We start from the raw sequence: 12,728 nt of genomic DNA, 5'->3' as shown, positions 1-12,728 counted from the left end.
ATCCAAGAACAACACAGTAAGTCCCCCTCGCCCCTCTGGGGAGAGGGTTAGGGTGAGGGGTGGATCTCAATGCTTTTCAAGACCTGAGTTCGACTCAATATTTCAGGTCGATGTAACTCCAAGAACAACACGCTCAGTCCCCTCGCCCCTCTGGGGAGAGGGTTAGGGAGAGGGGTGGATCTCAATGACTCACTGCCAAGGCTTGGGCTCGCCAAACAACTGTCCCTGAACCCCATACAAACCCATCTCGCGAATCACCGACAATTCCCCTTCCGTCTCGACCCGCTCGGCAATCAGCGGCAAATCGATGCTGTGCGCCGCGCGCTGGATCGCTTCGATGAACAGACGTTTGTCACTCTCCTGATCAATCGCCCGAATGTAGCTGCCATCGATCTTCAGGTACGCCAAACCCAGCCGTGCGAGGTTGCCGATCATGCTGAAACGACCGCCAAAACGCTGCAGGCTCAGGGAGAAACCCAGTTCGCGCAAACGCCGGGTCAATTGCTCCAGCACCGCTTGCTCGGGCAATTGCTCCTCGCCGATCTCCAGGGTCAGGCGCGGCCCGAGATTGGAATGCTGACGCAAAATTTCGAAGACTTTATTCAGCGCCTGCGGATCTGCCAGCGTCGCCGACGACAGGTTCAGCGCCAACGATTCCTCATGCCCGACCATTTGCCCGAGCACCGTTTCCAACATCAAGCGGTCGAGCCGCGCAGTCCAGCCAAAACGCTCCAGCCACGGCAGGAAACGCCCGGCGGGAATGGTCTGGCCCTGATCATCGACCAGCCGCGACAGCACTTTGTAATGCAGCACCAGCGTCGCGTCCTGACTGGCCACGACCGGTTGGAAATACAATTGGAAGCGTCGCTGCGTCAGCGCCTGATCCAGCAGTGTGTGCCACGCATGATGGTCATCGCCGACACTCGCTACCGCGCTGTGATCCAGACACGCCCAGCTCTGTTCGCCCTGACCTTCAGCCTGTGCCAATGCCTGATCGCCCAGGCTGATCACCGCTTGCGGCGAGTCGCCATGGGCAAACGGCGCCAGCCCGATAGACGCCACCGACGCCACGTCCGTAGCCCCCGTCGCGTGCAAGCTGGCCAGCGCGCTCTCAAGGTTCTGAGCCAGTTGCAGGGCTTCTTCACGCACCAGCCCCGGCGCGAGTACGGCAAATTCACCGCCGCGAATCCGCGTCACCAGGTTCTGCGTTTCCGGGTACTTGGCGCATTCACGCGAAAGCTGCTGGCCGACGGCTTTGAGCAAGTCATCGGTGCGCTGCCCGCCCAGACGCTGGTTCAAACCGGCCAGATCCTTGACCCGCAACAACAGCAGATAACCGGAACTGGCCTGCTCCGGGTTGCTCACCCGCGCGTTCAATTGCATCTCGAAATAGCGCCGGTTGGCCAGCCCCGTGAGGTTGTCCTGATAAGACTCGACGCGCAGCTTTTCACTGCGCTCGGCCTGCTCCTGAAACAACGCTTTGAGCTTCTCGACCATCTGGTTCATCGCCTGCACCACACGACGCAATTCCGGAGTGCGCGGCAGCTGCGGCAGGCTGAGGAATTCCCGGCGGGCGATGGCGTGGGATTGCTGGACCATGTAGTCCAGCGGCTTCAATTGACGACGCAACAACAGCGCGCCCAGCACCGCACTCACGGCGCCGCAGATCAGCAACCAACCGAGGCTGCCCAGCGCGCTTTGCCACAACTTGGCGACGGCGAACATCGGGTGGCTGACCACCTCGACACGCGCGGCCTGCTCCCAGCCACGGCTGACCAGCGCATCACCGCCGGCCGGTTCGAGGCCGATCATTTTGACGAACCAGTCCGGCACATTATTTACCGCTGGTGTGCCAGTGCGCTCGACGATGGTCTGGTCGGTCTTGAGGTCAACCACGCGGATGCTCGCGTAGTAGCCGCTGTCGAAAATCGAGCTGACCAGCAACTCGACCATCGCCGGGTCGTCGATATTCGGCGTCAGGGACAGTGCCAGCGCCGTGGCGGCGTCTTGCGCGTGGGAACGCAACTGGTTGACGTACTGGGTGCGCGAGCTCTCCAGGCTGACCATGAAGCTGCCAGTGAAGGCGACCACAAGGAACAGACAGATAGCGATCAACAGCTGTTTGAACAAGGACATCTGAGCGCGTGCTCCTAGTTAGTCGTCTCGACCGGAAAACCTTCGGCCTGCATTTTCTTCAACACATCCTGCCAACGGGACAGGCGCTTGGTGTCACCGACTTTCTTGTTGCCCTTGGCGCCCGGGATGTACAAACCTTCAGCGTTGAAAGAGTAGACCGGCAGCAAATCGGTTCGTTGACTGGCCGGTTTGATCTCGTTGATCAGGCTGTCGAGCACCAGCGGCATAGCCTCGGGCGTCGAATAATAGGTCAAGACCATGTGCGCGCGATTCTGCCGCAAAGCCTTGACGTAGGTGATGCGCAGCTTGTCACTGGAAACGCCGAGATGGCGCAGGCTGAAATACTTGGCGATCGCATAGTCCTCGCAGTCGCCGGCGCCCTTCCACAAACCCTGGATCGGGGTTTCCCAATAATCGACTTCGCGCCACAGGTCGATGTCTTCTTCGTAGCGCATCTGTTTATTGAAAAACTGGTTCACCACGTTGAGCTTTTCCGCCTCGCCGACCTGCTTTTGTGTGGCGAGCAAACGCTGCCACGCGTCGATGCGCTGCTGGCCCTCGCCCAACGGTCCGTAGAGCGCGGCGGCGCGGCGGCTGATCAGGGAAAAATCCCAATCGGCATGCAACCCGCCCAGCATGACGCCGGCCAGGAGCAGCGCGCAGCACAGCCAGCGCAATGTCCGAGGGATCGCGAAACGAGCCGCCAAAGTGAGGCATCCAGAATAGGCAGGTTAAAGTCGGTTGATGGTGAAGGTTAGCCTGATAAAAAACAATGGCACGGTGCAATCACTGTTTGCCGCCTACGCTTGCATAGCAGCCATCGTCGTAAACCCTACTTTTCTTTGACTAACCCTTTACATGGTTTGACATCTTGTACAGCAATCACTAGTGTCCTTTGGATCCAAAAATAACTTTAGTCATGCAGGGTGCGTTGTAGTGACACAGAAGCCCAATCCTTTGAACAGTATCCAGATAGACGGGCCGATCCCCGCTCACTTGGCGCGCGCGGTTATTGAAGAAACCCTGCGCTCGGCGATTCTTGATGGACGCCTCCCGTGCGGCACTGCGCTGCGCCAGCAAGATCTGGCGGATTTGTTTGGCGTCAGCCGCATGCCCGTGCGCGAAGCCTTGCGCCAACTGGAAGCGCAAGCGTTGCTCAATGTCATTGCGCATAAAGGCGCGGTAGTCGCGCCATTGGTTCAGGGCGACGCAGCAGAAACTTACGAATTGCGCATCCTGTTGGAATCCGAAGCGTTGCGCCGTTCCATTCCGCTGCTGACCGACGCCGATATCGAGCTTGCCGCTGGTTATATCGAGGAAATGGAAACCCAGAACGACTACAGCGAAATCGGTCGGCTCAATCGTCTGTTCCACATGACTCTGTACAGTAAAGCGCCTAACCGGCGGCTATTACGCTTGATCGAAGACGGTTTGAATGAAGAGGAGCGCTTCTTGCGTTTCAACCTGGAAAAGATGGGCCTGGGCAAGTTGTCCCAGGAAGACCATCGTGACTTGCTGAGAGCGGTTGAAGACGGCGACATCGAGCGCTCGGTCAAACTGCTTACGCAACATTTGAACCGTGGTGTCGAGGTCGTTGCACGTTTTCTCGACAGCCCTGTCGCCATCAACAGTAAAAAAATCTAGCAAAACCTCTCTATTCGTCCGCCGAGCACCGCCAAATGTGCTCGGGGACGCTTGCCTCGACACCTCTCGCCGGGTTTTCTGACAACTCTTCTTACAAATCCCCGGTTCGCCGTTTTCCGAACGAATTTACCGCGCCATTCCTGCCCGTCTAAGGCTTTTCCTCAACTTCCCTTCGTGCCCCGCGTCGTAGCCAAATAATGGCTCGGCAGCCGTAGCGGCGACCGCCATTTAGCCTCACTCTTGCGATAGCCAACCCACTAATGACGGGCGATGCCTCGCAAACGCGGGGCCGTCATCGCAACAAGAACCTACGGAAGGAGTCTTGCCACGGGAACGGAAGCAAACGGCATATTCGCGCCCAACTTCCATTCCTCTAGATCACACCAACGAACGCCAGTTAGAAAGTTGCTACGAGTGAGGCATTCACTCTCTTTTCGATTCTGACTTTTATAAGCCGGAAGGAGCAACTTCACCCAAATAAAACATCAACTTAAAGTTTTATTGAAACTTGTCGCGCCCAGAAAAGTGCAACTTTCAAATAAAATAAAAATAACTTGCCTGGAACTTTACTGATGTATTAGTTTTTCTCCGCCGACATTGGATCCAGTTTTATAACCCTGATCCAGTGCGGCTTGCAGAACCCCAATACTTTTAAAACTTATCAATTCGATTGAGGCCGACGCTCGCCTAAAGAACCGATCAACTTGATTTCCCTTATTCATCCAACACTCCCAGTTACATCCCTCACTGACAGGCTCGCTTATGAAACTGACTAAAGACCATCTCGCCCAAAAGAAAACACAACTTAGTGCGCACCCGATCTTTGGCGAAATACATTCATTGCCAATACTTCAACGATTTATGGAAACCCATGTATTTGCGGTGTGGGATTTCATGTCGCTGACCAAGCGTCTGCAACAGGAGCTGACCTGCGTGCAGTTGCCCTGGCTGCCGCCGCGCGATCCGCAGGCTGCGCGGCTGATCAACGAGATCGTGCTCGGCGAAGAATCCGATGATCGGCCCGGTCATGGTCACTACAGCCATTTCGAGTTGTACCTGGATGCAATGCGCGAAGTCGGCGCCAGCACCGCTGCCGTCGAGCGTTTCGTGGCGCTGCAACAGGAAGGCGTGAGTTATGACGTCGCGTTGCAAAGCATCGACATCGACCCGGCCGCCGCGCAATTCGTCCGCCACACCTTGCACACCGCCCTGAGTGCGCCCGGCCACAGCGTTGCGGCGGCATTCCTGCATGGCCGCGAAAGTGTCATCCCGCAGATGTTCCAGCGCATTCTCGACGATTGGGGCATTGGCATCGAACAAGCGCCGACCTTCCGTTATTACCTGGAGCGGCATATCGAAGTCGACTCCGAAGACCACGGCCCCGCCGCCGAAAAACTCCTCGCTCGACTGGTCGATGGCGACCCGCAACGTCAGGAAGACGTCTACGCCAGCGCCATCGCGGCGGTGGAAAGCCGCATTGCCTTGTGGGATGGCTTGCGCCTGAGCATGCGCGAAACCGTCGCCGAGGTGAGCGCATGAACGCCGCCGACTACCAATCGTTCGCCGACGCCTGGGAGAGCCGCGCGACCATCCGCACACGGCCGCGCCGGGTGCTGGAGAACGACGACAAATTGATTTATCCGCTGAGCCGCCAACCGTTGGTGCTGAGCGAAACCTTCCTGCGCGAATGCCCGGAACAACGCGACTTTGCGCTGGTGCAGACGCTCTACAAATTCATCAACGACGTGGTGATTTTCGAAACCGAGATCGTCGACAAAACCGCGCGCAGCATCGCCAAGAATCGCTTCGCAGTGGAGTTCCCGTTTGCCTGCCGCTACGACGCGATGACTGTGGTGGTGGACGAGGACTATCACGCCTTGGTGGCGATGGATTTCATGCAGCAAACCGTGGCCATGACCGGCATCACGCCAATCGAATTGCCCGATGAGATCGAACTGAGCCGGGCGATTCCCGCCGCTGTGGCGTTGGCGCCGGAGCACCTGCGCAGCGCCGTGGAATTGATCTGCGTGGCCATCGCCGAGAACACCGTGACCGGCGATGTCGCGGCGTTCGCCAAGGATGAAACGGTCAAGCAATCGATCAAGGGCTTGATGGCCGACCACTTGCTGGACGAGGGCCGTCACTCGAGTTTCTGGGCGCGGCTGGTGCGCATTTATTGGCACACCGCGAGCGCGGACGACCGAGCGTGCATCGCGCAGATCCTGCCGGTGTTCATCGGCCATTACCTGACCAACGACATCCAGAAATCCTTCGATTTTCGCCTGATCGAAGCATTGCAGATCAGCGACGCCGCACGCCGCGCGCTCAAGAGCGAAGTCTCGGGACTGGCCTTCCCGATCAATCGCCATCACCCACTGGTCGCCAACATCGTGCGGTTTTTCCGCAGCAGTTCGCTGCTCGATTCGCCGTGCGTCCAGCAAGCCCTGAGCGACTACCTGGTTTAACGAGGAGAACATCATGAGACGTCTCGACATTGTGCTTGGAGGGCAGAGCCAGGCCCTCAACGACCTGGCGCTGGAGTTGGAACAACACGGACATTCACTGGTGCGACTGACGGACGTCAAAACGCCCGAATCGGGCAACGTCGACTTGCTGATTGATGACGCGAGCCTGGGGCTTTTCGAGTTCGGCGACGTGCCGCGCTTGACCGTGCAATTGGCTGTCACTGAGCGTGCCGGACTGCCCAGCCTGGACCTGATGTGCAGCTATGGTTCGACGCTGTTCAGTCGTGTGCCGATTGCCGACGAAGCGTCCGGGAACGGCCAGGCATTACGCCTGCGCGCGGTGGCGGAACTGGTCGATCACGTGGCGCTGCTGGTCAGTCGCTTTTCGCGGGATGACGACTATTTTCGGCGGTCCGAACCGACGCCGACCGCGCACTTCGAACGCCTGGAAAACCTGCTGTTTCTCGAACAGCTTGGCTTCGTGCATCGACTGAATAACACGGCGCATCCGCAGCTGCTGCAACTGGGCCAGGTGCCGATGATCGAGCGCCTGCAACAGCGCTTCATCGAATGCGCCGAACGCCCGGCGCTGAGCATTTCCGGCACCTCGCTCAGCTACCAGCAATTGCACGCACACAGCCGCGCCATTCAACAACGCTTGCAGCCGTTGCTCGACCAGCATCAAGGCCCGTTGGTGGTCGGCATTTGCCTGCCGAAATGCAGCGCGCTGTACGCGGGGATTCTGGCGATTCTGGGCAGCGGCGCGGTGTATTTGCCGCTGGAACCGAGCCATCCGCTGCAGCGTCAGCAATACATTCTGCAGAACGCTGGGGCAGTGCTGTTGCTGCATGACGGCGAGCATCCGTTGGCCGATCAAATGCCGTCGCTGGACATCCGCTGTATCGACGCGGATGACGCAGACCTCGGCCAACCGTTGATGCGGCAGCGGCCCGCGATTGACGCGCCGTGCATGGCGCTTTACACCTCGGGCACCACCGGGCATCCGAAAGGCGTACTGCTCAGCCAAGGCAATCTGGCGCACTTCACCGCTTGGTATGCCGACTATGTGCAGCTCACGGAACAAAGTCGGGTGTTGCAGTTTTCGTCGCTGAGTTTCGACTCATCGCTGATCGATATTTTCCCGACGCTGCTACAGGGCGCCGAGCTGATTGTGCCCAGCGACGACCAGCGTCGTGACCCGCTGCAACTGGTCGAGCTGATCCGTCAGCAACAGCTCAGCCACGCCTTTCTGCCGCCAGCGCTGTTGAGCATTTTGCCGCTGGATCAGTTGCAAGTGCTCGACCACGTGATGACCGGCGGCGACGTCTGCGAGCCTTACGTCATCGAGCAACTGACGCGTCAGGGCAACCTCTACAACCTCTACGGCCCGACGGAAGCGACGGTGTTGATCACCGCTCGGCAACTGCGCCCCGGCGACAACAACCGCACGCTCGGCGGCCCGATTGCCAACAGCCAAGTGCTGATTCTCGATGAAGACTTGCAACCGGTCGCCGAGCAAACCGTCGGCGAGTTGTACATCGTCGGGCCGGGTGTGTGCCTGGGTTATCTGAATAATCCGCAGCAGACCGCCGAACGTTATTTGCACCTCAAACTGCCGAACGGCGAGCAGCTGCGGGCCTACCGCACCGGGGATATGGCGAAGTGGACGGGCGACGGCATCGAGCTGTGCGGCCGGCGCGACAACCAAGTGAAGATCCGTGGTTTTCGCGTTGAGCCGGAAGAGATCGAGCGTTGCCTGCGCGACAGTCAGTTGTACCGTCAGGTGGCGGTGGTCATCGACAGTCAGCGGCGGATTCTGGCGTTTCTCGCGCAGCCGCAGGAAGACCAACCGGGCGCCGCTCGCGAAGCACTGAAGGCACACGCCGCGCAGTTTTTGCCGGACTACATGCAACCCGGCGCATGGACTGAACTGGCGAGCATGCCGTTTGCCAGCAACGGCAAAGTCGATCGCAAAGCGCTGCTGGCGTTGCCGGTCACCGTCCTGGAAAACACCGCGCGCCGCTTGCCGATCAGCGCCGATGAAGCGCTGCTGCTGGAGATCTGGGCCGAGTTGCTGGAGCTGCCGGCTAGCGATATTTCCACCGACGAAAGTTTCTTCAATCTCGGCGGTCACTCGATTCTGCTGTCGCGCATGTTGCTGCGATTGCGCGAGGAATTCGGCCGCAGCATCTCGATCAACCGCTTCATCGAACTGCCGACGATTGCAAAACTGGCAACGTTGGTGCGCGGCTCGGGCACTGAAGAAGTGTTGAGCGAGCAAGCGATGGCCGACGCCTTCCGCGAACTCGATGTGCAGCCGTTGCCGGTCAGTCGCATGGGCGATGTGCACAAGGTCATCGTCACCGGGGCCAACAGTTTTGTCGGCGTGCACATTGTCGAGGCGCTGCTTGGCTGGGGCGCCACGGAAGTTGCGTGTCTGGTGCGCGACGGTGGCGGGCAATCGGCGGCCGAGCGTTTTGCCGACGCCTTGCGCGAGAACCGTCTGGAGCATCTGGATTTGCGCCGGGTGCGGATCTACGCGGCGGACATCACGCAACCGTTGCTGGGGCTGGCGCAGGAGGTTTACGAGCGGCTGGATCGCGAGTTCGGCACGCTGGTGCACAACGCGGCGAACGTCAATCACGTGCTCGATTACGAGTCGCTGGCGCGAGACAACGTCGAGCCGATTTTCGAGTGCCTGCGGTTGTGCGAAGGGCGCAGCAAAAAGATCTTCAACTTCGTCTCGACGCTCTCGGCGTCGAGCACGATTACCGAGGATGGCCGGGTGCTGGAATTGCCCGCCGCGCAGACCCCGCCGATCTACATCAAGAACGGCTACAACCTGTCGAAATGGGTCGCTGAACGGATCCTCGAACGCGCCCGGGAACGCGGTGTGCGGGTCAATCTGTATCGACCCGGCAACATCAGTTTCAACAGCCTCAGCGGTGTCTGCCAGCCGCACAAAAATCGCTTGATGCTGATGCTCAAGGGCTCGATCCAGCTCGGCCAGGTGCCGGAGTTTTCACTGAATTTCGACCTGATGCCGGTGGACTTTCTGGCGCGTTTCATCGGCTTCCATGCCAGCCGTTATCAGCCGGAACACGCGGTGTTCAATCTGCACAATCCGGAGCCGCTGAGTTGGGACGATTACGTCGCCTCGTTTCGCCAGGCCGGGCGCGAATTCGCGATGGTCAGCGTTGCCGACTGGCAGCAGCAACTGGGCCGCGTCGACAGCGATAACGCGCTGTTCGGCGTACTCGGTTTCTACCTCAACGGCTTCGAAGAAGACATCGGCGACATCTCGATGATCGGCCACGACAACGCGCAGGCCGGCGTCCGGCAGATGGGCGCGCACTACCCGCAAAAATCCCCGGCGCTGCTGCGTCGCGGCTGCGATTACCTGAAAGAAATCAACTTCATCTGAGTCAACCAACTGGAGCAAAACCATGAAAACCCTGCAACCCGATACCCTGATCCAAAACCCTCACGGCTGCCACGTAGTGTCTTCGGTGGACGTGCCGGCGGACGCCGCGAAAGTCTGGGAGGTGGTCGGCAACTTTGCTGGTTTCGATGCGTTCATCCCGGCGCTGTCGCACATCGAAATGACGGGTGAAGGCGTGTCGTCCTTGCGCAAGAAAGTCTTCAAGGACGGCAACGTGGTGGTCGAGCAACTGAACTCGCGGGACGACCAGGCGCTGAGCATGACCTGGACGACGATCTACAACACCTTGGGCGTCGCGAACTTGTGGGCGGCGATGAACGTCGAGCCGCTGGGCGGGGGCAAGTCGCGGGCGATCTGGACCATCATTGCGCAGCCCGCTACGGACGATGCGGCAGCGTTACCGGGGTTCAAGGATTTTGTGCAGGGGTTTGCCGATGATGCGATGAATAATGTGTTGAAGCTGTTCGCGTAGAACACATTTTGCCGGTGCCTTCGCGAGCAGGCCTCGCGCCTACAGGTTACTCGATAGCCTGTAGGAGCGAGGTTTGCCCGCGAAGAACGATAATGCGGTCCGACAAACCTGAATCAGATTTTGAAGCTGTCGACCAATTGCTTCAAACGGTTGGCCTGCAGCGACAACGCATCACAATCCTTCAACGTTTCATTGAGGTTGGCGACGCTCTGCTGGTTGAGCAGGTTGATCTGGTTAACGTCGACGTTGAGGGTTTCCACCACGGCGGTCTGCTCTTCGGTCGCCGCCGCCACCGATTGGTTCATGCCGTCGATTTCGCCGATGCGTTTGGTCACGCTGACCAGACGCAAACCGGCCTGGTTCGCCACTTCAACCGTCTCTTCACTGGAGACCTGGCTGGCGTTCATGGTGGTCACCGCTTCGCGCGAACCGATCTGCAACGAAGTGATCATTTTGTGGATCTCTTCAGCCGACTCCTGGGTGCGATGCGCAAGGTTACGCACCTCATCCGCTACCACCGCAAAACCACGACCCGCTTCACCGGCACGCGCCGCTTCGATGGCCGCGTTAAGTGCGAGCAAGTTGGTCTGCTGGGAGATGCCTTTGATCACGTCGAGAATGTGCCCGATGTTGTCGGTGCTGGCATTCAGGGTTTCGATCTGGGTGCAGGACAAGCTGATTTTCTGCGACAGCTCGGTCATCGCCAGAATGGTTTTTTCCACCACTTGGCGACCGTCGTCCGCTTGCTCACTCGCGCCACTGGCGTGCTGCGAAGCATCGGCGGCGTTACGCGCAATTTCCTGAGTTGCGGCACCCAGTTCGTTGATCGCGGCGGCCACGCTGTTGGTGCGCGCGCTCTGCTCGTCGGAGCCGATGATCGAGGCGTTGGACGAGGCCATTACCCGTTGCGACAGGTCGTGAACCTGGCGAGTCGCCGAAGACACTTCGGAAATCGATGCGTGGATCCGTTCTACGAACTGGTTGAACGCGCCGCCCAATTCGCCGAATTCGTCTTTGCTTTCTACCGACAGACGACGGGTGAGGTCGCCTTCGCCCTGGGCAATGTCTTTCATCGCGCGACCCATGGTGGTCAGCGGACGCATCAGCACAGCGATCAGCAAGCTCAGCAGCACTGCAATGGCGCTCACGGCGATAAACATCGCGATGAGGGCCGAGGTGCGGAATTGGCTCAACGGCGCGTAGGCTTTGTCCTTATCGATCGACAGACCGATGTACCACTCGGCATTCGGCAAACCGCTGACCGGGGTGAACGAGAGGATGCGATCTTGGTTGTTGAGGGTGACTTCCTGATTGCCCTTCTCGATGCGCACTCCCGAATTGGGGTAAACATCTTTGAGGTTCTTCATCACCTGATCTTTGTCCGGGCTGACGATCACTTGGCCATCAGCGCTGACCAGGAACGCGTGACCGATGCCACCGAAGTCGACCGAGTTGATGATTTTCACCAAGGTCTCGAGGCTCAGGTCGCCACCGACAACGCCGAGTAGCTCGCCGTTCTTTTTCACCGGCATGGCGATCGTTACGACCAGACCGCCGACGGCCGCCATGTATGGCGGGGTCAGCATGGTTTTGTCGGCCGTCACGGCTTGTTTGTACCAAGGGCGCTGACGTGGATCGTAGCCATCGGGCATTTTCGCGTCAGGGCGCTGGGTGAATACACCGTTGGCCTGGCCGACGTAAGTGAACTGGAAGTTCGAGGTGAAGGCCGGTTGATCCACCAGCCCTGGCAGATCGGCATTGGCGCCTTGGTGGGCGACGTTCTGTGCGAGGTTTTCCAGAACCAGCACGCGGCCACTCATCCAGTTCTGCACGCTGCTGGCGGTCAAGTCGCCTGCTTGCTGAACGGAGGATTCGAGGTTTTGGCGAATTGTGTTTCGCTGTAGATAGTCGTTGTACAAAGTGAACAATGCGAAGGCCAGCACCACGACGCCAGAAGCGGCCAGCAGGATTTTATGGCTGAACTTTAAATTCATTTCATCGGGCTTCTATGCAAAAGATGGGGATGCGTTCCGGGTTGCAACATTCCATGTAACAGCGCTGGCGGCTTTCTGAGGTCGCTCAACTTGGTGCACGCATGTCTCACCAGTCTTTCGGCACGAGTCGGAGAAATCTTAGGGGCTTGTAGGAAATGAATGTAATTACCGGCGGATTCCGGCTGAACGGTGTACTAGAGCGGCTGCTTATGATTTAGATCGGATTGTCGCGGGGGAGGTTTTTGCTGGCCTTGAAACGACAAAACCCCTGTCTGCTTTCGCAGACAGGGGCTTCGGAATTCAATCTTGACGATGACCTACTCTCACATGGGGAAACCCCACACTACCATCGGCGATGCATCGTTTCACTGCTGAGTTCGAGATGGGATCAGGTGGTTCCAATGCTCTATGGTCGTCAAGAAATTCTGTGACCAGCCCGTTACCGAAGTAACGTGCCAGCAAAAAATGGTGACTTCTACTAAAACAAAACCCCTACCTGCATACGCAGATAGGGGTTTCGGAATTTAATCTTGACGATGACCTACTCTCACATGGGGAAACCCCACACTACCATC

General features: G+C 58.6%; 8 protein-coding genes and 1 rRNA gene. 5 read left to right on the top strand and 4 right to left on the bottom strand.

The annotated features are described in order from the left end of the window. Window positions 1–189: 189 nt before the first annotated feature. Together lapD and lapG are read right to left on the bottom strand one after the other, a co-directional pair. On the bottom strand, window positions 190–2,136 hold the full coding sequence (gene lapD, locus FBY12_RS18125) for a cyclic di-GMP receptor LapD (protein ID WP_145254594.1): 1,947 nt from the start codon (window positions 2,134–2,136) through the stop codon (window positions 190–192). Between the two features lie 14 nt (window positions 2,137–2,150). Further along, window positions 2,151–2,843 carry a cysteine protease LapG gene (gene lapG / locus FBY12_RS18120; RefSeq protein ID WP_145254591.1) on the bottom strand — a complete coding sequence of 231 codons (693 nt, stop codon included), beginning with the start codon at window positions 2,841–2,843 and terminating at the stop codon, window positions 2,151–2,153. A gap of 229 nt (window positions 2,844–3,072) precedes the next feature. On the opposite strand from lapG, the gene FBY12_RS18115 reads away from it, so the two are divergent. The 5 genes from FBY12_RS18115 (at window position 3,073) to FBY12_RS18095 (ending at window position 10,159) form a co-directional block, all read left to right on the top strand. Then, window positions 3,073–3,780: a GntR family transcriptional regulator gene (locus FBY12_RS18115; protein WP_121732719.1), complete on the top strand. Its 708-nt coding sequence runs from the start codon at window positions 3,073–3,075 to the stop codon at window positions 3,778–3,780. A 762-nt stretch (window positions 3,781–4,542) separates the two neighbouring features. After that, window positions 4,543–5,319, top strand: a complete 777-nt coding sequence (locus tag FBY12_RS18110; protein ID WP_145254588.1) for a DUF3050 domain-containing protein — start codon at window positions 4,543–4,545, stop codon at window positions 5,317–5,319. After that, entirely contained in the window at window positions 5,316–6,245 is a 930-nt protein-coding gene (locus tag FBY12_RS18105; protein ID WP_145254585.1) for a diiron oxygenase, read from the top strand. Before FBY12_RS18110 ends, FBY12_RS18105 begins: the two co-directional genes overlap by 4 nt. 13 nt (window positions 6,246–6,258) lie before the next feature. Continuing rightward, entirely contained in the window at window positions 6,259–9,669 is a 3,411-nt protein-coding gene (locus FBY12_RS18100; RefSeq protein WP_145254582.1) for a non-ribosomal peptide synthetase, read from the top strand. A 22-nt stretch (window positions 9,670–9,691) separates the two neighbouring features. Next, entirely contained in the window at window positions 9,692–10,159 is a 468-nt protein-coding gene (locus FBY12_RS18095; RefSeq protein ID WP_145254579.1) for an SRPBCC family protein, read from the top strand. A gap of 113 nt (window positions 10,160–10,272) precedes the next feature. Here the strand turns inward: FBY12_RS18095 and FBY12_RS18090 are convergent, their stop codons facing one another. Beyond that, window positions 10,273–12,153 carry a methyl-accepting chemotaxis protein gene (locus FBY12_RS18090; protein ID WP_121732723.1) on the bottom strand — a complete coding sequence of 627 codons (1,881 nt, stop codon included), beginning with the start codon at window positions 12,151–12,153 and terminating at the stop codon, window positions 10,273–10,275. A 304-nt stretch (window positions 12,154–12,457) separates the two neighbouring features. Further along, window positions 12,458–12,573: ribosomal RNA gene (rrf, locus tag FBY12_RS18085) — 5S ribosomal RNA — on the bottom strand. Between the last annotated feature and the right edge of the window lie 155 nt (window positions 12,574–12,728).

The sequence above is a fragment of the Pseudomonas sp. SJZ131 genome (assembly GCF_007828705.1).
Classification (GTDB): domain Bacteria; phylum Pseudomonadota; class Gammaproteobacteria; order Pseudomonadales; family Pseudomonadaceae; genus Aquipseudomonas; species Aquipseudomonas prosekii.
Note: the sequence above shows the minus strand (reverse complement) of the source record. Positions and strands in the feature narration are given on the sequence as shown.

What these genes read in the sequence shown, in the direction of transcription:
- lapD (WP_145254594.1), bottom strand. Translation starts at nt 2,136, where the DNA reads ATGTCCTTGTTCAAACAGCTGTTGATCGCTATCTGTCTGTTCCTTGTG.
- FBY12_RS18110 (WP_145254588.1), top strand. Translation starts at nt 4,543, where the DNA reads ATGAAACTGACTAAAGACCATCTCGCCCAAAAGAAAACACAACTTAGT.
- FBY12_RS18105 (WP_145254585.1), top strand. Translation starts at nt 5,316, where the DNA reads ATGAACGCCGCCGACTACCAATCGTTCGCCGACGCCTGGGAGAGCCGC.
- FBY12_RS18100 (WP_145254582.1), top strand. Translation starts at nt 6,259, where the DNA reads ATGAGACGTCTCGACATTGTGCTTGGAGGGCAGAGCCAGGCCCTCAAC.
- FBY12_RS18095 (WP_145254579.1), top strand. Translation starts at nt 9,692, where the DNA reads ATGAAAACCCTGCAACCCGATACCCTGATCCAAAACCCTCACGGCTGC.
- FBY12_RS18090 (WP_121732723.1), bottom strand. Translation starts at nt 12,153, where the DNA reads ATGAATTTAAAGTTCAGCCATAAAATCCTGCTGGCCGCTTCTGGCGTC.